The organism is Streptomyces sp. NBC_00306 (assembly GCF_036169555.1).
GTDB lineage: Bacteria > Actinomycetota > Actinomycetes > Streptomycetales > Streptomycetaceae > Streptomyces > Streptomyces achmelvichensis.
Genome location: NZ_CP108032.1, coordinates 5,946,867 through 5,969,328 on the forward strand (window position 1 = coordinate 5,946,867; position 22,462 = coordinate 5,969,328).

Here is a 22,462-nt window from a genome sequence, read left to right on the forward strand (position 1 = left end):
CCGGTCTTCAAGGAGGCCGCGCCAACAATCCGGTCTCGACGACCGGCGCGCACGATGCGCGCACCACTCTCCGGCACACAGCACCTGCACAGCACCTCGACACGAACGACACCGCTCACGGCACACAGCGGGCACGACGCGACCCGTGAATGGACGCCGCCCGGTGCGCCCGCGGAACTCGGCGCTCGGTGCCCAGCGCTCAGCGGAGGTCGAACTCCCCGTCCCGCGCACCGAGCACGAACGCCCGCCACTCGGCCTCGGTGTAGCGCAGGACCGTGTCGGGCTCCAGGGACGACCGCATCGCCACGGCTCCGCCCGGCAGATGCGCGATCTCGACCCGTTCCTCGTCCTCGCTCGTGCCGGGGGCGCTGAGCCACTCGACGTCAGAGATGTCGAGGGCGTACAGCTCGTCCTTCTCCTGAGCGCTCCCCATCAGCCAAGCTCCCTTTCGGTAAAGGCGAGACGGACCTGCCCCACGTGCCGGGAGGCTTCCCGGAGCCAGGTGCAAGTCCACGTCACGCGGGCAGTTTATGTCCGTCCCGCCCGCGAATTCCGGGCAACAAAGATGCTTCCCACGAACGGGAACGCTTCCCGCGCCCTGCGGGCTTCCCCGTACGGGGACGGCGACGGTGGTGGACGGACCGGCGGTCAGTCCATCCGGCGGGCGACGCCCAGCAGCCCCGTCTCGGCGTCGGTGCCGCTCGTCATGACCCAGTGGCGCTCACGCCCGGCGACCCAGAGCGTGACACCGTCCGCCAGCGTCGGCAGGGCGTCGATCTCGACGCGTGTCAGACCGAGGATCCGCCCGATCTGCTCCGCCTCTTGCGGAGAGACCCGCTGGACGCCCACGAGCGTCGAGTCCCGCAGCAGACGCGGCGCGACAGGGCTCAGATACGGCAGCAGCGTCAGGACCGACTGCCAGGGCGACGACACCACGCGTCCGCGCGGCGGCCGCATACCGCAGTCCCGCACCACCACGACCGGGCTGCCGACCGTCGCGCCCATCGGCGGAACACGGCCCACGTCGTGCAGGGCGATGCAGTCGAGGCCCGCGCCGGCGGCCTGCGCAAGCGTTGTCCACGCCTGAGCGCGGCCGGTCTCCACCGCGACCCGGGCACCGGTACCCGCCGCACGAAGCGCCAGCACCTGCGCGGTCCACAGCCCGCCGATCAACAGCACGTCGTAGGGGGTCGACCGGTGGAAGCCCACCATCAGGGGCCGGCCCTCGGAGTCGTCGCCTATCACCACACCGTCGTCCCCGACCGGCAGGGACAGCGCGCCGAGATGGTCGGCGACCATGGTGTGCCCCGCATGGCGCGGACCGATCAGTCCGCGCATCGCTGCCATCCTGGCCATTACAGAACACCACCCAGCGGGAGAGTCGCGTGGACACCGGGCAGCTGCTCGCGGTCCAGCCGTACGAGACCGACCTTCGCCGCACGCGCGGACTGCTCCAACGTCCGTCGTACGCCGATGAGTTCGGAGTCCGAGCCGCCGGTGATCCGCACATGGCCGGCCACCGCCATCCCGCCCTGGTGCGGACCGCGGCGCAGGGTGAGGCTGAAGGTCGTCGCATACGCGGGCGCCGCCGTGAGGGTGGACACCAGCTTGGGAAGGGGCGCGGCGCCGCGTCCCAACTCGGGCCAGCGGCTCACCGCATAGGTCGTGTGCCAGCGGTCGTCGCAGCGCCAGACCCGCGCGGTTTCCGCGGTCCGCTGCTGCGGTGCGGCATCGGGCCTGCTCGCACGGGCGGCGAGGCGCGGGCTCGCGCAAGCGGCCGTCGCCATCGCGGAGTTCAGCTCCTCCTGGTCCAGGACGACCGCCTGGAACCCGGCGCCGGTGACCCGGCTCGCCACATGGTCGGCGACCCGGACGAGACAGCGCTGGGCGCCCTCGATCCCGCCGCCGCGTGCCTCGACGGCCTCCCGGCAGAGTTCGGGGTCGAGCTTCACCGCCACCCAGGTCATCCGCAGGGCGGGCGCCCCGGTCCGCTCCTGGAGCGGTGCGTACGAGAGCCGCGCGACCGACTGCTGCGGCAGATGCGGCGCAGGGGCCGAACGCACCTGCTGCACCAACTGCACCGATTCCAGCACGATGTCGTCCACCGAGAGAGCCCCGCCGAGCAGCGAGAGCGACAACGACCGCGCACCGAACGCCGGCCGCAGCGCGGAGCCGCTCGCCTCGACGCGTACGACCGCGGTCAGGAACGTGCCGTCTCCCAGCATCCCGATGGTGCGGCGGTCGCGGTCGACGAAGGTGAACGGGCGCAGACCGGGAGCGCCTTCGACGACAGGCGCCAGCGAGGGGTCGGTGTCCGCCGCGGCGGGACCTGCCGCCCGCCTGCGCACCCGCAGGCCGAGGGCGGTCGCCACCCAGTCCTGGACGGCGTGGCCACGCCGCCGCACGAAGGCCAGCAGGACGAGGACCGAGCCGATGACCGCCGCGGGGATCATCCACAGGTCACCGAGGACCATCCCGATCAGCGCCAGGGCGATCGCGATCTCGACCAGGGCGAGCTGCCGCAGCTGGAAGGGACCGACACGTCTGGTGCGGGACAGGGGGCGCAGGGTGGTCGTCGCGGGGGCGGCCGACGAAGGGGTGCTCACCTGCGCATTGCTGCGTTGCCCGCGGGAACCGCCGGGCGCCTGTCCGGAAGTCCGCCCATTTCGCGCGCGCGTCGCCGTACCCATCGCCGCGTTGCCCCCTCGTGTCCGTAATTACCAAATTCCCATGGGCGTTGACCGGGCGATCACCCTACCTGAGCAGTAAGTCGTGAACCCCAGCAGGCATAGTAGGGGGGCGGAACGACGGCGGGCCCGCTCGGAGAGTGCACAGCCCGGCCGCACAGCGGGGAGAGGGACAGCGGACAGATGGCATCACGTCGGGACGAACTCAACGCCTACACCTTCGCGAAGCGGAGATTGATCGCGCAGTTCCTCCAGCCCAACGCGACCGGCTCGGAGGAGGGCGCGCCCCGTCCCCTGCGTGCGGTCGTGCCGGGAGCGATCGTCGGTGTCGTGATCCTCGCCGTGTTCGGTGCGTGGGGGATGTTCAAGCCCGTCGCGCCCAAGGGCTGGGACATCGCCGAAGAGAACGTCATCATCGCGAGCAAGTCGACCACCCGGTACGTCGTCCTGAAGACGAAGGGCAAAAGGCAGCTCCACCCGGTGCTCAACATGTCCTCGGCCAAGCTCCTCCTCAAGCCCGGCAAGGGCAAGGTCATCAACGTCGACGAATCCGTACTCGACAGCGGCAAGATCCCGCACGGAGCCACTCTCGGCATCCCGTACGCCCCCGACCGGCTGCCCGACGCCAAGGAGGCCGGAGCGGCCAAGCGCTGGGCCGTGTGCGAGCGTCCGGGCGAGGGCGGCAGGGCGATCGAGAAGGCGGCCTTCGTCTTCGCCGAGCGCCAGGAGTCGAAGACCGAGGGGCCGAACCGCCTCACCGGCGGCGATCTGATGTACGTGGAAGGGCCCGGCGAGGCCCGGTACATCGTCGACGCCGGCGGCACGGCATACCCCGTCGCCGACGACGAGTTGCTGCTGCGACAGCTCGTCGGCCAGGGCCGTGAGCCGCAGCGGGTCTCCGAGGCCTGGCTGAGCACCCTGCACAAGGGCGACCCCATCTCCTTCCCCAGGATTCCCGACACCCCCGGCACCGACGCCGGAGTGTCCGGAGAGCTGGATCCCAAGGTCAACAAGGTCGGCATGGTCCTCACCGCGACCGACGGGACGAAGAACCAGCAGTACGTCGTCCTCCGCGGCCGGGTGGCCCCCGTCTCCGACTTCACCGCGAAGCTGCTGCTCAACAGCCGGGACCTGATCAAGCTCGGCCAGGCGGGCCGGGCGACCTCCGTCAGCGCCGCCAGCTTCCAGCCCGGCACCCCCTTCGGCGACGACAAGAAGTGGCCGGCGAACGCGCCCAGGCCGGTCAACTCAGCGAGCACCGACGAGGGAAGCCGCAACACGGTGTGCAACGTGCTGCGCAAGGTGGACGAGGACGACGGCAGCACCACGCTCAGCACCTGGGCCGGCACACGGTTTCCGGCGGAGCTGCCCACGGGCTCCACGAGTGCGTACGTCACCCCGGGATCCGGCCAGCTGTTCCGCCAGTTCAAGGGATCCTCGACCCGCTCCGGCTTCCTCTTCCTGGTGACCGACACGGGTCTGCGGTATGCCATGCAGTCCAACGGTGACAGCGCGACCGACGACTCCGGCATCGGGTCCTCGGGCTCTGGCAAGGAAGACGTCCAGCAAGAAGCGCAGGACGCGCAGGAACGGCTCGGCTACAAGGAGGTCGACCCGCTGCCGATCCCGGCCGCCTGGGCCGGCTTCCTGCCGACGGGCCCCCGTCTGTCGACCGGCGCCGCGACCCAGCCCCAGGGCTCGTGAGGCCGCCCACGATGACGTACACCCACCGATCCCTCAGGCTCGCGGCGGCGACGGCACTGGTCTTCATCGGCATGCCGGCCACGACGGCCACCGCCGACTCGAGCCAGTGCAAGTTCCCCGGCGACACCTATAAGGGCAGGCCCTGGGCGCTGCAACGCGTACTGCTGGACGAACTGTGGAAGCAGTCCACCGGAAAGGGCGTGCAGGTCGCCGTCATCGACACCGGCGTGGACACCAGGAATCCACAGCTGAAGCGCGCGGTGGACGCCAAGAAGGGCATGAACCTTCTGCCCGCCAAGAACAAGAAGGGCGAGAAGATCGACCGCGGTGCGAGCAACGGCACCACGGACACGGTGGGCCACGGCACCAAGGTCGCCGGCATCATCGCCGCCCGCCCTCTCAAGGGCACGGGCGTCGTGGGCCTCGCCCCCGCCGCCACGATCATCCCGGTCAAGCAGAACGACGCGGAGGGCAACGGCACCGCGGCGTCGCTGGCTTCGGCGATCACCAGGTCGGTCGCCGCGGGCGCCGACGTGATCAACATCTCCCAGGACACGGCCGACGCGGTGGAGCCGGCACCCGCCCTGAAGCAGGCGGTGGACGCTGCCCTGGACGAGGACGTGGTGGTCGTCGCCTCGGCGGGCAACGACGGCCTCGGTGGCAACGTGAAGAAGACGTATCCCGCTTCGTACCCCGGCGTCCTGGCGGTGGCCTCCTCGGACCGCAACAACGAACGGGCGGCCTTCTCCCAGTCCGGCGACTTCGTCGGCATCGCGGCCCCCGGTGTGGACATGGTCACCACGGTCCCCGGCAAAGGCCACTGCGCCGACAACGGGACCAGCTTCTCCGCCCCTTACGTCGCCGGGGTCGCGGCCCTGATCAAGAGCAAGCACGGCGACTGGACCCAGAAGCAGATCGTGGCCCAGATCCAGCAGACGGCGGAACGCTCCACCCCGGGCCACGACCGCCTGGTCGGCTGGGGAGTCGTGGACCCGGTCCGCGCCCTGACGGAGGATGACAAGCCGATCGAGCAACCGGTGGCCCACGAAGGAGTGACAAAGGGCGAGGTCCCGACCCCGGCCGAACTCCAACTCGGGGAATCGGCCGCGGAACGCAACTCCCGGATGGCGACGTACGTCGTTGTGGGAGGGGGCGTCCTGGTGGCGTCGATCGCGGGCGGCGCGGTGGCGTTCCGCGACTCGAGGCGCCGCGCGCGGAGGCTCGGGGAAGGGTGAGCCGGAGTTCTGTGAGGGGTTGATGGGCTCAGTGGGGTCAACTTTCACAGGACTGTCATGATGGGAACGATTGCAACCGCATAGCGGTCGTGAAGCGTCACACCAGAGAAGTCGAGTGACGTATAAGGCACTTGGGGCTGTCAGACCCAGTGGCTAGAGTGGTAGGTCGACGATCGGTGATGGCCGGTTCACCACGATCGCAACGTGGGACAGCTGGAGCAAACGGGGAGGAACGGGCATCGTGCTCGAGGCAGAAGGTGGCGGGGGCAGCGCGTCCGGTGGGAGTGACCTCGCGCGCGGTGTAGGCGCGCTGAAGACGTTCCAGAAGCAGATCAACGCACTGCTGGCGGACTTCGAGAGCGGTGCGGCCGGGAAGTCGAAGGTGGCTGCTCAGGAGGTCTCGCGCGGCTCGTTCAGCGGAACCAATATGGCCTTCGCCGAGGCGGACGGCTTCTTCACCCAGTACAACCGTGTGCACTCGGCACTCACGTCGCTCTCCCGGAGTCTCAGCGACCAGATCGAGCTGATGAGCATCGGCGTACATGCCGCGGACGTCGGCTACAACAACGTCGAGGAAGAACTGCGGGCCCGCTTCCACACCATCCAGGCACGCCTGGAAGAGGAGAGGAAGGCTCAGGAGCAGCGGGAGAAGAAGCCGGGAGACAAGGGTGGCGAGCCCGATGCACCTCGCCAGAACGACACCGGTGGCACAGGGGAATGGGGGTGACGACTGATGGGTGATGAGAAGAAGCCGGAGCTGACCCCTCAGGATCACGAGAAGAAGCAGGCCGAGACCGCTTCGCAGATCGAGGGCCAATTCGGCGCGACTGACGCCCTCGAGCGCTTCGCAACGGTGATGGACAAGATCGGCTTCGGTAACGCCGGCGGCCTGTTCGGCAAGACGAGCTTCGAAGAAGTTCAGCTCAACGCCATGCTCGACCTGCTCGAAGCTTCCAACCCCTCGGACCTCGAGCGGGCCGGAGAGAACCTCGAAAAGGCTCGGGTCGCCCTCAACAAGGCGGCCAAGGACCTCGACGACTTCGTCAAGAAGACGGACTGGAAAGGCGAGGGAGCGACCGAGTTCCAGCGCTACGGCAGCGAACTTGCCGGTTATGCCTGGAAGCTGGGCGCCTTCGCCAACGTGGTCGGCACGCAGATGACGGTCGCCAGCACGGGCCTGACCTCGGTGAAGAACTCCATGCCGCGGGAGCGCGACACTCGGCTGATCGCGAAGAAGCCAGAAGCATTCGCGTTGGCGCCGGCCAAGGACACCAACCCGGAGTACATCGAGGCCGTGAAGGTGGAGAAGAACCGTCAGGAGGCCATCAACCAGATGAACCGCCTGTCGTCGTTCTACGCGGTCTCGGAGCAGTCGCTGGCGCAGCAGCAGCCGCCGGAGATGCCGAAGATGCTGAAGGCGGCGGTTCCGGCTCCGCGTTCCGCCGGACCGGTCTCGGAGTCGCAGACTGAGACGTCCAGGGCAGACTCCAAAGCGGCTTCACAGGCAACGGCGGATCGTGCGGTATCCGTTGACGAGCGTGACCCTTCGCGGACTGGGCCAGACCGCGTGGTCGTACCCGTTCCGGACCGGAACACGTCGATGGAGATCGACAGCGTCGCGACGCCGCCGGCTCCGACTACGGGCCCCGGACCGGCTCAGCCCGTCACAGCCACTGGTACCCCCAGCACCACAGGGGGAGGACCGGTCCCGCCGATGACCAATGGGTTCGCGAACCCTGTAAAGGGCGGGACCGCCCGCTCAGTGGGCACGTCTGGCGTGCCGAGGGTCGGTGGCGGCGGGACCTCCAGCCCTGTCGGGCGGGCAACGGGTGGCAGCGGGTCCCCGTCGGTTGGTCGGTCGGGAACAGCCGGCAATGCCGGTGCCGTCGGCCGACCGGGAGCCACCGGTACTGGCACTCCCGTGGGACGCGCCGGCGGGACAGGTGGCACTCCCGTGGGACGCGCCGGCGGGACAGGTGGCACTCCCGTGGGACGCGCCGGCGGGACAGGTGGCACCCCCGCCTCTGGACGTGCCGGTGGGGCAGGCGCTGGGGGGCAAAACCCAGTCGCAGGCCGAGCTGGTGCAGCAGGGCAGCCGACCGCGGGCCGTGCCGGGACAAGGGCTTCCGGGCCCAGGTCCGGACGAACCGATGGCATCGTAGGCGGGACGCCGCAGCGCACCGCCGGTGGCTCATCCGGTTCGCGTATTCCTCGCGGCACGGTTATCGGTGGCGAGGGGCCCACGGCAGGGCGTTCTTCCGCCGCGAGGCCTAGTCAGTCGGGTGTCGTGGGCGGCCCTGCTCAGAGTGCTGCACGGCCGGCGGGTCGGGGAACTCCCAGCTCGAACGGGGTTGTCGGCACGCCGCGGAGTGCCGGCGCAGGTGGCTCTCGGTCGGGTGCGGGTGGCTTCACGACGGGCGGCGCAGGGCTCACCGGCAGCCGCCCCGGGCAGCGGCAGCACAATGACGAGGAGCAGGAGAGTTCTGGGTCTGCCCGTCCGGACTACCTGACAGAGGACGAAGAGACATGGGCGGTACGGCGGCGCGGAGCTGTTCCACCGGTGATCGATTAAGGACAGGGAAGGTTCGGAAGGCAGGATGACGGCAGCAATGAGCCAGCCTCGGATGTACCGCAAGTTGCCTACTGTCGGACGGCGAGTGTTGTCCACAGTGGCAGCCTGTGGCGCGTTGACTTTTACCCTTACGGGGCTTGCTCCCGCCGCTGTCGCCGCGGATGTAAGGCCACAGCAGTGGTACTTGGACGCGATGCGAGCCTCTGACATCTGGCGGAAGAGCACGGGGAAGGGGATTTCGGTCGCCGTCATCGATGGTGGCGTGAATCCGTCCACTCCGTCCCTGAAGGGTCAGGTTGTCAAGGGCATTGACGTAGCAGGTATCTCAGGCGATGAGACAGATGACTACGACGGCCATGGCACAACTATGGCTGAGTTGATCGCCGGCACCGGAAAAGGCGGTGGCATTCAAGGGCTCGCACCTGGTGCCAAAATCCTCCCCATTCGAACCCTTATCGCTGAAATGCGGGACAAGGAAGCGCCTGACCGGTTGCACACCTTGGACAAGGCGATCCGTGCAGCCGCAGATAGCGATGCCCAGATCATCAATGTCTCCCTGGGGCAGGATGGCTGGGATGACGACACCAGGGAAGCGGTGCAGTACGCGGCGAAGAAGGGGAAGGTGATGTTCTCCAGCGTCGGCAACGAAGCCAAAGGGCTGAACTACGTCGACTATCCCGCCGCGTACCCGGACGTGGTCGGCGTTGCAGCGACCAATTCAGAAGGACGGGTGGCGTCGTTTTCGGAACACGGCGATGAGGTCCACCTAGCGGCGCCCGGCGTAAAGATCCCTTCGTGGTGCGACGAGTCATTCAAGCGGTATTGCGTCAGCCAGGGCACGAGCCAAGCCAGCGCGATCGCATCTGCATCCGCAGCCCTCATCTGGTCTGCGCATCCCGACTGGACCGCCAACCAGGTGCTCCGCGTCATGTTCGAGTCGGCCGGCCGGGGCGACGACTGGAAGCCCGGCACCGTGAGCAACTACGTCGGGCACGGCATCGTCCGCCCCAACGCCGCCATCAACCGCGGCATCGGCAAGCCGGGCGACCCGAACCTCAGCCCGCTGACCAATGAGAAGACCGGCGGCTCCACCGCCCCCTCTGCACCAGCTTCGTCACAGCCCCCCAAGCCCAAGCCCGGCTCCGCCGCCACCGTGGCAGGCTCTAGCAAGAGCACCTCGGACGGCGGGCAGTTGGGGCTCATCATCGGGATCGGCGCAGCCGTGGTGATCGCCGTCGGCGCCTTCGCCGTCGTCCGAAAGCGTCGCACCGTCTGACCGAACGGCCGGGCTGCGAAGGCCCGTTCAGACCTGCACCGCACGTTGTGCTTTACCCAGCAACCTGGTGCAGCACAACCCAGTCAGTCACAACCGTAGTTCAGAAGGGAAACGCAACCGTGTCACAGGGCCAGCGGCTTTCAGACCAGCAAGTCATCCAGCTCGAGAAGCACCTCTTCGAGAAGTTCACCTCGATCAAGGGCCAGCTTCAGCAGATTCAGGGCACGATCGACAGCCTTGAGGGCCAGTGGCAGGGTATCGCCCGCGGCGCCTTCGACGGCAAGCAGGAAGAGATCAACACCTCGATGGTGCGTCTCGGCAACATCCTGGCGAAGTTCCTTGAGGCGTTGAGCGCTTCGAGGAAGATCAAGGACGGTTCGGAGGATGACGTCCGTGCCGCTGTTCAGAGCATCAACGTCGACCTCGGTGTCGGTACCACCGCGCCGTCGAACCTCAGCAAGCTCTAGAACCGCTGGGCGGATCCGATCTCGGCAGGCCAAAAGCCGAATCACAACAACAGGTGAGTGAGGGAATCATGGGCACGAATTACGACGGGCTTGTCGTCAAGTACGGAGCTCTCGACGCGACGGCCACGGTGCTCGGCAACCAGGCCAAGAAGCTCGAAGAGGACCTGCGTTCCATCAAGACGGCCATGGCCAGCGTCGCCGCCGGCTGGGAGGGCGAAGCGCACCAGGCCTACGTCGAGCAGCAAGAGCTGTGGGACAAGGAAGCCGCAGACATTCAGCAGGCTCTCCAGGGGATCGGCAAGGTCGTTGGCCAGGCAGGCGGCGACTACATGGGTGGCGACAAGAAGGCTGCCAGCTACTTCCACTAGCTCGAAGTAGTACGCAGCAAGGTGGGGTGGGCACGCGCGAGGGGTGCCCACCTCCTTCGCGTGCGCTCCCGGGTGCGAAGCGCGCCGCGCACCGGGCTGCGTCAGGCGCGCACCGGCCTGCGTCAGATCACCGGCATCGCGACGATCGAGCCCTTGTTCAACAGGAACACCCGATTGCCCGCACCTGCCATGTACCAGGGCCCTTCCGATTCGGCCTCGTATGTCCACAGGAGCGAGTCGTTGAAAGCGGACACCCCGGAGGACGTGCCGCCTTCCGTGATCCACACGGTGCGGCCCTCGGCGACGGGCGGGTGGCCACGGGACGGTTCACTGCCGTCCGGCCATGCGACCTGCCCTTCGCCGCCCGCGGCTTTGTCCACACGGTAGAGGCGACCGTCGTCGATCACGGCGAGGCTCGCGTGGTCGATGGTGGGTGAGCCCCACCCGCCCTGGGACGGGTTGGACGACTGCGACTGCGTGGACCAGATCTCGTCACCTGTCCGCAGGCTGACAGCGAGGAGCTTCTCTCCACCCAGGTACGCTATCCCCTCCTCGACGGCCGGGGTGAGGGCTGTCGAGCTACGGCTGTTCAGCTGCCACAGGTCCTCGCCGCTCGCGGCGTCGAAGGCGCAGTAGGTCCCGTCGGACGAGCACACGACGAGTACGCCCGCTCCAGCCGCTCCCACGGCGCCGGGGTCCAGGTTCAGACCGGCGGGTGCGAGCACCTCCCAGCGGACCTTGCGCTTCGCGGTGTCCACCGCAGCCAGTTGACCTTCCTTCGTCAGTACATACACGGCAGAGGCGTCGGGCGCGGCTGCCAGGAGCTTCTCCGTATCCGCCGCAACAGACCACTTCTTCTCGCTGGTCGATGCGTCGAAGGCCATGACCTCTCCGCCCGCAGTCGCCGCGGCGAACTGCTGGGCCGCCAGTGGTACCAGTCCGGCGGCCGGTGCGACCTCGGCGAGTGACCACTTCTTCCCTCCGTCGGTCACTCGGTGCGCGACCAGGCCTCCGGAGCCACCGGCGAACATCACGACGTCCCGTAGCGGCACCAGGACCGACGCTTCCGGCGCTGCGACCTTCAGCGGCCCCCACAACGGCTTCGGTGGCGTGCCCCGTTCGTAGCCGTTCGAGGGCAGCGGCTTGGCGGGTTTCGCGTCCGCCGCTTCAGGAAGATCGGGCCCAGCCGTCAGCCACCAGGCACCGCCTCCTCCCAGGGCCAGCACGGTGCCGCCCACGGCGAGTGAGGTGAGAAACCGGCGCCTCGACGGCGTTGCGCCCTCTGCCGGAACGCGAGTGACGGCGGTGAGAGTCCTGGCCCTGGCTTCGTGCTCCTTGATCTGCTGGGCGAGCGGGCCGTGCTTCCACAGGCGCTGCGGGGCCCGCGAGGACGCGAAGGCGGCGGTGATGGCCGCGGGTTGGGGGCGCTGGGCCGGATCCCCGGCCAGACACGGCTCGATGAGGGCCCGGAGCGCCGGCGGCACGGCATCGAGGTCGGGGCGTTCGTGAACCACGGCGTACTGGACCGCGGCCACATGACCCCCGTCGTACGCAGGCCTGCCACTCGCCGCATAGACGAGCACAGCACCGAGGGAGAACACGTCCGCGGCGGGGCCGACCCGCTGTCCGAGGATCTGTTCGGGCGCGCCGTACCCGGGAGTGACCGGCGCCTGGCCTGTCGTGGTGAGGGTCAGCCCGTGTTCCGGGCGAGCGATACCGAAGTCGATGATGCGGGGGCCGCCGGAGGTCAGCACGATGTTCGACGGCTTGAGGTCCCGGTGGATCAGGCCGGCCCGGTGGATGTCCTGAAGCGTCGACGCGAGCGCCACCGCCAGAGCTCGTGTCGTTCCCTCGTCCAGGGGACCGCCCGCGTCGACGCTCTGATCGAGTGTGGGCCCGGCGAGGTACTCGGTGGCGATCCAGGGACGTCCGCCCTCGGTCTGCGCGCCCAGGACCTGTGCGATGCCCTTGCTGTGGACGGCTTGCGCGGTGTGGGCCTCGCGCAGGAACCGATCCGCGAGATGTCTGTCGTGCGCGAGGTCGGGACGCAGCACCTTGACGGCCGCTGCCCGGCCGACGTTGTCGATCCCGAAGTAGACCTTGCCCATGCCGCCTTCCCCGAGCACACCCGTGAGGCGGTAAGACCCCAGCCGGATCGGGTCACCATGGCCGAGAGGGAGCATGAAGTGGGCAGCCTTTCGCGGAGGGAGAGGTACGGGCGGTGCCTCAGGAAGAGGACGACGGCGGGCCCGACGTGCCGTCGGGCCGTAGTGCGATCAGGCCGTTCTCCTCGAAGCCGATCAGGAGGCCCGGCGCCGACAGGGCGCTGAACCTGTCCAGACGCTTGTCGTGGAGCCACACCGACGCGTGGGTTCCGAGGTCGATCGCGCGGACGCCGGCGGCGCTGTGCTTGTAGACGAAGTGCTCGTCAACACTGGGCGCGACCTCGAGTTCATTTCCTGACCGGACGGGTTCCTTCTCCCGCCACAGGAGTTTGCCGGTTGCGGCGCTGACGGCCACCAGTGCGCACGGGCCGGTGTCCTCCACCGCGTAGACCACACCCTCGTGCACGGTGGGGGCGCCGTACGAGGCCCGCGCATCCCGGTACGTCCACGCCTCTTCGCCGTCGGACAGACGTCGGGCGGACAGGCCGTCCGACGCGACGTACAGGTTGTCCCGGTCGACGGCCATCGGGCTGCGTGCGGCGTCGTCCGCCTTGAGCGGAAGAGTGTCCCGCCATGCGGCTTTCCCCGACTTCTTGTCGCACACGAGCGCCTCGACGCCGCCCGCCTCGGTGCGGAAGAAGAGCACCAGAAGGCTGCCCGACGTGCGCATACCGATCACCCACGGATAGTCCTCGGGGTACTTCGCATCGAGGGCGACCTCCGACCGCTTCGTGCCGTCGGACAGGGAGAACGCGGCGAGCAGCCACCCACGGTCGGGGTGCGTGCTGTCCGGGGTGTCGGCGTCCGTCGCCGGGGCCCGCGCCGTGAGCAGCCAGGCGATGTCCTCGGTCACATCGAGGAGCTGGTTCCCCAGCAGCTTTCCGTTGTAGGCCTTGGTGTCGATGAGAGGATCCCCGAGCGAACCGTCCTCGAGGTCGATCTGCACGATGCGCAGGCCCTCCGTCGGGGACAGCGAGTAGTCGACCGCGTAGAGGTTCTCCCCGTCGGTTGCCACGTCCCAGGGGCTGAGTACGGGGTTCGCGGACCAGATGGTGCGACCGGTGGACGCGTCGAGTGCGGTGAGGCCTCCCTCCGACGCCACCAGGATGCGGTCGCCGATCAGCCGGGGCCGGCCGAGATCCGCCGGCGGCGCCGTCACGATGCTCCGTCGCCACAGAACGGTCGGCGACTTCGCCGACTGCGTGTTCGGCTTCCTTCCGCCCCGCAGGGTCCACCATCCGGCTCCGCCGCCCGCCACGGCCAGCAGTGAACCGCCGCCGATGGCCAGCGCCTTGCGACGCCCCACTGATGTGGCTCTCGCTGCCGGAGCCGTCGGTGCCACCGCGTGATCGGCGGGCACCGGCAGTCTGTACGGCCGGTGCTGCCAGACCTCGGTCGCGCGACGACCTATGTCCGTCAGCACTCCGTCCGGTAGGTGATCGGCGAACTGACCCCGGCCGTCGTGCAGTTCGGCGGCGAGTCCCTGTGTCGTCGGCCGGTGCGCCGGATTCTTGGCCAGGCCCCCGCTGAGGACGGCGGCGAGGCCCGCCGGCAGTCCCATCAGGTCGGGGTCGGAATAGCGGACGCGATAGAGCAGGTCAGCGGCCTGTCCCGTGCCGAAGGGGCCGTGGCCTGTGGCGGCGAATACGAGGACACCGGCGAGGGCGAACACGTCGCCCGCAGGCGTGTGTTCCTGTCCCGTGGCCTGCTCCGGGGACATAAAGGCTGGGGTGCCCGCGGCGGTGCCGGTGCGGGTGAGGCGATCGTCGCCGGCGGCGCGGGCGATGCCGAAGTCGATGATCTTGGGACCGTAGGCCGTGATCATGATGTTGGAGGGCTTCAGGTCGCGGTGGACGACGTCGGAGGCGTGGAGCTGGGCCAGAGCCCCGGCGAGAGCCGCGCCCAAGGCTCGGATGGACGCCTCGGGCAGGGGGCCGCAGAGGGCGACGGCGTCGTCCAGGGGCGGGCCGAGGACGTACTCCGTGGCGAGCCAGGGGGTTTCTGCGGCCGGGTCAGCGGCGAAGACGGCCGCGCCGTGGTGGTCGCCGATGATCCGGGCGGCGTCGCTTTCGAGGTGGAAGCGGATGCGCGCGGCCGGGTCGGACGCGATGTGAGCGTGCATGGTTTTCAGGGCCAGGGTGCGGCCCGTTGCGGAGCGCGCGAGGTACACGGTGCCCATGCCGCCGTGGCCGAGGCGGGCGAGGAGCCGGTGGCCACCGATCTCGCCGGGGTCGTCGTGGGTCAGAGGCGCAAGCATGGTCATCAGGTCCTGGAAACGGTGTCGGGGACACGGAATTCGGTCGCGAGTACCTGGGCCGACTGGCTGGCGAGGGCGGCGGCGACGCGACCCGGCACCCGGCCGGGCGTGAGCAGTGGCGCCGCCGAGTCGCCCCTCCGTGCCGGCGCACCACTGGTACGTCGGCTCATCGCGCGCCGCAGTTGTCCGTGTTCCGGGTCGCTTCCGTATAGGCGGTGATGAGCTTCTTCATGGCCGCCTTGTCGTCGCTGTCGACGTGGGTCTCGACGACGGTGAACAGATCCCCCTTGAACGCCGGGTTCTTGCATCCGTCGACCCTGCCCACAGCGCCGGTGCCCGAGAACAGATAGGTGCCGGTCGACTCGTGGTCGGTCATGTCCATGCGCTGGTGATCGAGTGCGACGTCCGACGGGCGCTCGCCCTTCTCTCGCCACTCGGTCGTCGCCGTCAACGCAGGCTTCTCGTCGACGGTGATCTCGCAGCGCTTGATGCCTGCCGCTGCCGCGCCATCGGTCTTGCTCGACACCGAGCCCCCGGGCGGAAGGAACGGAGAAAGCAGTTCGCCCGAGACCGGCGTGCCGCACAACGAGGAGGGAACCTTGTACTCCTTGGTCTCCCCGTTCGATGCCGTCGAGCATGCGGTGATGCCACTTGCCAGCGTGAACAGGGCGAGAGCGGCGACGGGGACCTTCCAATGCTGCTTCGGCTGTGCGGAAGATGTGATCTGCAACGATGTCTCCTGGGCAGTGCTGGACGGGTACTCCAGCCGGGTGCGGAACGACGCGATGCCGGTCGCCGGGCAAGCACGCGGATCAGATGTTCGTCTGGAGCTCCGGAGCCACCCGGTCGGCGAAATTGCCCCCGAAGTCGTACCCGTCCCGCACACCTGAGCGTGCGTACTCCGCGATGTCTCCAGGATCCGCGAGTCCGTGGGCCTTCGCCGCCGCGTCGGCGGCGCCGGCGGTGTGCTTGATGTTCGTCTCGAGGCCGTTCTCCCAGTCCTTGCCCATCTGGGCTCCGGCGCCCTCTTTGGCGCTGCCCTCGGCGTCCATGAACAGACCTTCGAGGATCATGCCGCTCACGGTCGATGCCGCGCCACCGGCAGCGGCACCGACGACGGGGCTGGCCATGAAGGAGGTGCCGACGCCGATGCCCGTTCCCACGACGCCGGAGATCCCGGACTTCCACATGGCCACCGACTGCTCGTACTCCTTGTCCGCTGTCTCGGCGTCGCCGGCCGTCGCCTCCTGCCGGCCGACGTTCAGGGTTGCCGAGACTTCACCCGAAGCATGCGCGATCTCCCGTACGACGAGCTGCCGGTCGTCGGAGAACCGGTCGGACTGGGGGAGGTCCGGATTGAGGTGGTAGTCCATCAGGTTGGCCATGTACGCCTTCTGACCGACCTCTACGGCGGCGTACCCTTCCGGGTCCTGGCCCACGGTCAGCAGGAAGCGGGAGACTGCTCGGTGGTCCATCACCGCTTCGCTTCCCGCGACGGGGAACAATCGCTCGATCCTGTCCCGGGCCTCCTTCTCGGCCTGGGTGGCGTTCGGGTCCGCGTTCGTCTCGGTCGTCGCACGGTTGATGTCCGGCAGATACTCGGACGCGATCTGTCCCATGCTGTCGGACATGTAGCCGTGTTCCGTGAGCCGCTTGTTGTTGTCCGAGATGGACTGGACGAGGTTCTCCATCAGCTTGGTCTGTTCGGAGTTGTGTGGAGGCGTGTCGTCCGTCCGCAACTGCCCCGCGGGGTGACCGGTCGTGGCCGCCTCGAGCGCCATGGCCAGATTGTTGCGCCCGGCGATACTGTCCTCGCCCTTGGCGTCGTAGTCCTGCGGCCACTCCCTCTCCTCGAAGAGGTACTGGAAGTTGCTGAGTCCGACCTTGCCGTTTCTGCCGTTGCCGTCGGTGTCCCGCTCGAACTCGTGGTCATCGTCCTTGGTGACGAAATCCGCGTTGAAGAACTCCGTTGCCGCATCGGGGCTGTTGGCGAGAGCCTTCATGAAGCCCGTCATCGGGTCGGCACCGGAGTCCGTGCCCGTACGGTTGAGCAGCGGGTCCATGCCCATCCGGTGCCAGCCCATGGGCTCGCGGCGGCCGTTGTCGGTCATCTTCTTCTCGGTCTCGATGAGCCTGCTCCCGTAGTCGTTCAGGAACCGGTCGTCGTAGTCGCCCCAGCGCATCAGGTTGCTCATGACCTGGAAGCCCATGCTGTTGCTCCTGGAGAACTGCTGGTCACCGAGGTTGACCATGTCGACCTTCCAGCGGGACATCTCCGGCGTGTCCGCCTGGGTGGCCGAGGCGAGCGTCAGGCTGAGCACCTTCTGGAGGTCGTCGTACTGGTCGACCCGTTCATGGCCGACCTTGTACACGGCATGGGGATCGTTCAGCCCCGCCCAGAAGTTCAGGACGCCCTCCGGCTTCAGCGTCGTGGCGAAGTGCTCGGCGAATATCTCGTCGCCCGAATACTTCTCCAGTCCCGACTTCAGCGCGTCGAAGTCCCGCGGCGTCATGTCCTCCGGCTTCTTCTTCGCCAGCGCCGCGAGCCGCTCCGCCTCCTTGAGAGCGTCGGCCGCCTCGTCCCGATCCTTGTACGTCGCGTCGGAGAACCCGTGGTCCGTGAGATCCACCAACGCCTTGAGGGAGATCGCCGCCGTGCTGTCGATCTCGGCGGCCTTGTCCAGGACCACCTTGAGCTCGTCGCGCAGTCCGTCGACATCGGTCTGACCGCCCGGGGCTTTCTTGTCGGGGTTCTCCCGCACGGTGTAGCCGCCGCCGTTCGCGGTCACCGTGAGGTTCTTGCCACGGCCGCGCTCGATGGCCTCCTTGAGAAGGCGCTGCTGGGTCTTCAGCTCGTCGCGGGTGTCGCGCATGATGTTGCGGATGGATGTCGCCTGGGTGAGCGCGTCGCCGAACTCCCCGGCTGTCTTGCCGATGAACTCACGCGAGACGGTGGCGTTGTAGCCGGACCAGTCGGACTTCTTGGCCTGCCCGTGCAGACCGTCCTCGGCGTCCTTCTTCAACTTCTCGAGATTGGTCAGCACCGTCGACCAGTCGCCGACGGTGTCGTCGAGGAGCTTGAAGTTGGCAGAGTGCAGGGCTTCGAAATCCATAGGAGTCAGTCCTTGTCCTTCTTGTCCTTCGTCCCGTAAATTCCGTTCGCCTGACCCGGTTTGGCCCAGTTCTCGTCGAACCCCGCGTCGAGCGTGTGGATGCTGCTCACATGCCGCTGGATGAAGACCTCGTCGCCGGCGTGCGCGTTCTTGGTGAAGTCCATGTGGTTGGAGATCAGCGCGCAGGCATCCATGACCGACCCCAGCTGCTTGTCCCAGCGCGTCGACACGTGCTGCAGCGCGCCGCCGAGCGCGAAGCCCTGCCCGGCCAGGTCGCTGCCTGCGCCGTCCGTGCTGGTGACCCGGGCCTCTTTCCACAGCCGGTTGTAGAGCGTGAACGCGTGGTCACCGATCTTCGCCAGGTCCTGCTGACGCACGGTGAGGTCGCCGGAAGGGCTGCCCGCGTTGGGTTTGTCCTCGTCCGGAATTCCGTTGAGCTGCATCTGCGTCGGCCCGTTCCCGGCCGCCGACGCCTTCAGTTGTTCCCACTCGTCCCAAGCCATGGAGTGCCTCCGCTCAGCTCAACTCGTTCGATGTGATCGGGGGAGTCCTCGTACGGGCAGAGGGCGGAGCGGTCGACGGCGAGCTCCCCCCGTCGACCGCCCCGCACGCCCGTCACTGCGGATCTCCCAGCCACCCCGTCTGCACCAGTGGCTTCCCCCGCTGCCGCGACGCGAAGATGCCACGCCCCGCCGGCATCGGTCGCATACGGACGCCGAGCATCTCGCCCTCCTGCGGATCACCGGAGAGCAGGAGACCCTGTGCGCCGAGCTCCATCATCCGTTGCAGGAACGGCTCGTAAGCCGCGCGGCTCGCTCCCGCCGAGCTGCGGGCGATGATGAAGCGGACACCCACGTCACGCGCGAAGGGCAGGTGCTCCGTGAGCTTGGCCAACGGGTTGCCGCTCGACGTGGACACGAGGTCGTAGTCGTCGACGACCACGAACACGTCCGGGCCCTGCCACCAGCTCCGGTCGCGGAGCTGCTGTGCCGTGACGTCGGCGGTCGGCGCACGGCGCTGCATCAGCTCCGCCAGCGCGTCGACGTGATGGTCCATGTTGTTGGACATCGGCACGTACTCGGCCAGGTGTGTGGCAGGGGTGACGTCGAGCAGTGCGCGCCGGTTGTCGATCACGAAGAACTTGGCGGCGTTGCCCTCGTACCGTTCCGTCAACTGCTTGATGAGCAGGCGCAGCAGGTTCGACTTGCCGGACTCGCTCTCACCGAACACCAGGAAGAACGGGTCGCGGGCGAAGTCGGCGAACACCGGCTCCAGGTTGTTCTCGTCGATCCCGAACGCCACTCCGCGCCGGGGTTCGACGAACCCCGCGGGGAGCTGCCCCGCGGGGAGCTCGCGCGGGAGCAGACGCACCGCCGGTGCGGCGGGGCCGGTCCAGTGGCGGGTGACCTCCTGCACCATCGCGGTGGTCGCCTCGGACAGGTCACTGTCGGACTGGATGCCGTCGATACGCGGCACCGACGCCATGAAGTGCAGCTTCTCGGCGACCAGACCGCGGCCGGGGACGCCCGGCGGCACGTTCATGGCGATCTTGCGGTCCACCTCGGAGTCCATCGGGTCGCCCAGACGCAGTTCCAGGCGGTTCATCAGCTGGTCCTTGATGTTGGAGCGCACGTCCATCGAGCGGGATGCCGTCAGGATCACGTGGATCCCGTAGCCCAGCCCCCGCACCGCCATGTCGACGACCGCGGTTTCCAGACCCTCGTAGTCCGTCCGGAAGTTGCCCCACCCGTCGATGACCAGGAACACGTCCCCCCAGGGCTGCTCCGTCACCGAGATGTCGCCGCGCGCCCGCATCCTGCGGAACGTCGCGATGGAGTCGACGCCCGCGCTGCGGAAGTACTCCTCCCGGCGCGTCAGGATGCCGTACACCTCGGCCACTGTCCGGCGCACGCGCTCCGGGTCCAGTCGTGAGGCGACCCCGCCGACGTGCGGCAGCCCGGAGATCGAGGAGAGGCTGCCACCACCGAAGTCCAGTCCGTAGAACTGCACTTCCTGCGGAGTGTGGGTCAGCGCGAAGGCCGCGATGAGCGTGCGCAGCAGCGTCGACTTGCCCGACTGCGGACCACCGACGATCTGCATGTGGCCCGCGGCGCCGGAGAAGTCGCGGTAGAGCGTGTCCCGGCGCTGCTCGAAGGGTTTGTCGACCACACCGAGCGGTACGACCAGCCGGCCCGCGCCCTCGAAGCCCGGCTGGGTGAGTCCGCGGCCGTCCACGTTCGACAGCCCCGGCAGCAGTTCGTCCAGCGGAGGCGGGTTGTCCAGCGGAGGCAGCCACACCTGATGGGCCTCGGCTCCGCGGCCCTCCAGCCGGCGCACGATCACGTCCAGCACCGAGTCGGCGAGCGCGTCGTCGTCGGAGGAGCGGCGCGCGTCCGGCACGGGGGCCCCCGCGGTCGGCTCGGCGTAGTGGACCGCCACCGGAGCCGCGGTGAACGGCACCGGCCTGCGGTCCACCGGCAGCGGACCGCCGCTCGACGCGGCCTGGTGGCCGTTCACGCGGTACACACCGGAGACGTACGCGGCCTTGAACCGCACCATCTCGTCCGTGCCGTACTTCAGGTAGCCGGAACCGGGGACGTTGGGCAGGGAGTACGCGTCGGGCACACCGATCGCCGCCCGGGACTCGGCCGCCGAGAACGTCCGCAGACCCACCCGGTACGACAGATACGTCTCCAGGCCGCGCAGCCGGCCCTCCTCCAGACGCTGCGACGCCAGCAGCAGATGGACGCCGAGCGAACGGCCGATACGGCCGATCTGCACGAACATCTCGATGAAGTCCGGCATGGCGGTCAGGAGTTCGCTGAACTCGTCGATGACCAGAACGAGTGACGGGATGGGCTGCAGCGGGGCACCCGCCGCACGCGCCTTCTCGTAGTCGTGGATGTTGGCGTAGTTGCCCGCGTCGCGGAGCATCTCCTGCCGGCGGTTGAGCTCACCGCGGATGGAGTCGCCCATGCGGTCCACCAGCGTGAGGTCGTCGGCCAGGTTGGTGATCACCGCGGCGACGTGCGGCATCTGCGACATACCGGCGAAGGTCGCGCCGCCCTTGAAGTCCGCGAGGACGAAGTTGAGCGTCTCCGAGGAGTGCGTGACGGCCAGACCGAGCACCAGGGTGCGCAGAAGTTCGGACTTGCCGGATCCGGTCGCGCCGACGCACAGACCGTGCGGGCCCATGCCCTCCTGCGCCGCCTCCTTGAGGTCCAGCATCACCGGGGCGCCGTCCTCGCCGACACCGATGGGGACCCGCAGCCGCTCCGACTGCGAACGGGGGCGCCAGGTGCGGCTGACGTCGACCGACGCGGCGTCGCCGAGGTTCAGCAGATCGGTGAACTCGAGGTTGGCGAGCAGGGGTTCGTCGTCGTCACCACCGGTGGCGACCCGCAGCGGCGCGAGCTGGCGGGCGAGCGCCTCGGCCGCCTCCAGGCTCAGCCGGTCGGGGACACCGTCGTACACGAGCCCGTGCCCGGACTCCAGTTGCAGCGAATCCGGGTGGACCACCACGGACAGCTCACCGCGCGCGCCGGTGACCTCACCGGCGACGACCTCCAGAACCGTCACGCCCTGGAGCCCTTCGGCCGCCGCGAGCGGCGAGGTCTGCGGTACGGACTGACCGTCGAGGACGACGACGAGATGCGGCTGGTCCAGCAGCGGGTGCGCGCTGCCCTGGAAGCGTGGCCGGCCGTCGAGCCGCTCGGCGAGCAGGTCCTCCAACTCCCGTGCGTCGGCCGTGATCAGGCGGCGGCTGCCCGCGCCGTCACCCGGGCCCGACGCCTGGAGGTGCGGCAGCCACTTCGTCCACTCCCAGTGCTGCGCCGACTCCCGGCCCGCGGCGACGACGATCACCAGGTCCTCGGGGGAGTGCAGGGAGGCGAGCGAGCCGACCATCGCGCGGGCGGTGGAGCGCACGGACTCGGGCTCACCGCTCACGGTCACGTGGTAGAACGCCCGCAGCGACACGGCCATCGGCAGTCCGTCGAGCGTGCTGTGCGCCGACAGGAACTGCCGCATGGCACCCGCCGTCAGCGGCTCCAGCTCGTCGACGGGGGCGGTGTCGGGGGCCAGCAGCGGGGTGGCGAGCTGCTGGCTGCCCAGCCCGATGCGCACCTGCCCGAAGTCGGCGTCGCCGACCCGGCGTTCCCACACCCGGCTGCCCTCGGCGACCAGGGCCCACAGCTGCTCGGGGGAGGGGTGCAGGTAGTACTGCGCGTCACGCTGGAGGCGAGCCGTCCGCAGCACCGTACGGCGGGTCTGCGTCAGGTACTTGAGGTAGTCGCGCCGCAGGTCGGCGAGCTGTCCCTGGGTGCCCTTGCGGTAGCGCACCAGCATCGCGATCGCCATGGCCACCGTCGACGCGATCATCACCATGCCCATGATCCGCATGATCGGATTCGGGGTCATGAAGAAGAAGACGACGGAACCGCCCATGCCCAGCATCGGCAGCAGCTGCATCAGCGCGCCCTCCTGCTGCCCTCTCGGCAGCTCGGGCGGAGGTTGCAGCTGCACCTGCTCGCCGGGTACCTCGGCAGGCAGGGCCCGGGGTGGGCGCTTGACGACGATCTGACTCACAAGCTCACCAATTCCCTTGCCGGACGGAAAT

The 22,462-nt window shown here is 68.7% G+C and carries 16 protein-coding genes; 7 read left to right on the forward strand and 9 right to left on the reverse strand.

Going from position 1 to position 22,462, the window contains the following annotated elements; translation table 11 throughout:
- Nucleotides 1–199 precede the first annotated feature (199 nt).
- The 3 genes from OHA05_RS26650 to eccE all read right to left on the reverse strand — a co-directional run bounded on the left by OHA05_RS26650 (nt 200) and on the right by eccE (nt 2,690).
- A complete protein-coding gene (locus OHA05_RS26650) occupies nt 200–433 on the reverse strand; it encodes a DUF397 domain-containing protein (RefSeq protein WP_313943759.1) in 234 nt (77 codons plus the stop codon).
- A gap of 215 nt (nt 434–648) precedes the next feature.
- Nucleotides 649–1,356, reverse strand: a complete 708-nt coding sequence (locus tag OHA05_RS26655) for a hypothetical protein (protein WP_328861894.1) — start codon at nt 1,354–1,356, stop codon at nt 649–651.
- Complete coding sequence (eccE, locus tag OHA05_RS26660; RefSeq protein WP_328861895.1) at nt 1,356–2,690, reverse strand: type VII secretion protein EccE; 1,335 nt, start codon at nt 2,688–2,690, stop codon at nt 1,356–1,358. The genes OHA05_RS26655 and eccE overlap by 1 nt, the downstream gene beginning before the upstream one ends.
- 180 nt (nt 2,691–2,870) lie before the next feature.
- On the opposite strand from eccE, the gene eccB reads away from it, so the two are divergent.
- The 7 genes from eccB to OHA05_RS26695 all read left to right on the forward strand — a co-directional run bounded on the left by eccB (nt 2,871) and on the right by OHA05_RS26695 (nt 10,309).
- Entirely contained in the window at nt 2,871–4,391 is a 1,521-nt protein-coding gene (gene eccB, locus OHA05_RS26665; protein WP_328861896.1) for a type VII secretion protein EccB, read from the forward strand.
- 11 nt (nt 4,392–4,402) lie between these two features.
- Nucleotides 4,403–5,626 (forward strand): type VII secretion-associated serine protease mycosin, encoded by a 1,224-nt coding sequence (mycP, locus tag OHA05_RS26670; protein ID WP_328861897.1) that lies wholly within the window; start codon nt 4,403–4,405, stop codon nt 5,624–5,626.
- A 241-nt stretch (nt 5,627–5,867) separates the two neighbouring features.
- Entirely contained in the window at nt 5,868–6,353 is a 486-nt protein-coding gene (locus OHA05_RS26675) for a hypothetical protein (protein ID WP_413777722.1), read from the forward strand.
- Between the two features lie 6 nt (nt 6,354–6,359).
- Entirely contained in the window at nt 6,360–8,198 is a 1,839-nt protein-coding gene (locus OHA05_RS26680; RefSeq protein WP_328861898.1) for a hypothetical protein, read from the forward strand.
- A 193-nt stretch (nt 8,199–8,391) separates the two neighbouring features.
- On the forward strand, nt 8,392–9,474 hold the full coding sequence (locus OHA05_RS26685; protein ID WP_328863464.1) for a S8 family serine peptidase: 1,083 nt from the start codon (nt 8,392–8,394) through the stop codon (nt 9,472–9,474).
- A gap of 119 nt (nt 9,475–9,593) precedes the next feature.
- Nucleotides 9,594–9,941, forward strand: a complete 348-nt coding sequence (locus OHA05_RS26690; RefSeq protein WP_313943753.1) for a WXG100 family type VII secretion target — start codon at nt 9,594–9,596, stop codon at nt 9,939–9,941.
- 68 nt (nt 9,942–10,009) lie between these two features.
- Nucleotides 10,010–10,309 (forward strand): WXG100 family type VII secretion target, encoded by a 300-nt coding sequence (locus OHA05_RS26695; protein ID WP_313943752.1) that lies wholly within the window; start codon nt 10,010–10,012, stop codon nt 10,307–10,309.
- A gap of 122 nt (nt 10,310–10,431) precedes the next feature.
- On the opposite strand, the gene OHA05_RS26700 is transcribed toward OHA05_RS26695, so the two are convergent.
- From OHA05_RS26700 to eccCa, 6 genes are all read right to left on the reverse strand, one after another.
- Entirely contained in the window at nt 10,432–12,492 is a 2,061-nt protein-coding gene (locus OHA05_RS26700) for a protein kinase domain-containing protein (RefSeq protein WP_328861899.1), read from the reverse strand.
- A 43-nt stretch (nt 12,493–12,535) separates the two neighbouring features.
- On the reverse strand, nt 12,536–14,731 hold the full coding sequence (locus OHA05_RS26705; RefSeq protein WP_328861900.1) for a protein kinase domain-containing protein: 2,196 nt from the start codon (nt 14,729–14,731) through the stop codon (nt 12,536–12,538).
- Between the two features lie 166 nt (nt 14,732–14,897).
- Nucleotides 14,898–15,461, reverse strand: coding sequence for a hypothetical protein (locus OHA05_RS26710; protein WP_328861901.1), 564 nt, complete (start codon nt 15,459–15,461; stop codon nt 14,898–14,900).
- Nucleotides 15,462–15,543: 82 nt separating this feature from the next.
- Complete coding sequence (locus tag OHA05_RS26715; RefSeq protein ID WP_328861902.1) at nt 15,544–17,844, reverse strand: hypothetical protein; 2,301 nt, start codon at nt 17,842–17,844, stop codon at nt 15,544–15,546.
- 5 nt (nt 17,845–17,849) lie between these two features.
- Nucleotides 17,850–18,347: a hypothetical protein gene (locus OHA05_RS26720; protein WP_328861903.1), complete on the reverse strand. Its 498-nt coding sequence runs from the start codon at nt 18,345–18,347 to the stop codon at nt 17,850–17,852.
- A gap of 112 nt (nt 18,348–18,459) precedes the next feature.
- Nucleotides 18,460–22,431, reverse strand: a complete 3,972-nt coding sequence (gene eccCa / locus OHA05_RS26725) for a type VII secretion protein EccCa (RefSeq protein ID WP_313943746.1) — start codon at nt 22,429–22,431, stop codon at nt 18,460–18,462.
- Nucleotides 22,432–22,462 lie beyond the last annotated feature (31 nt).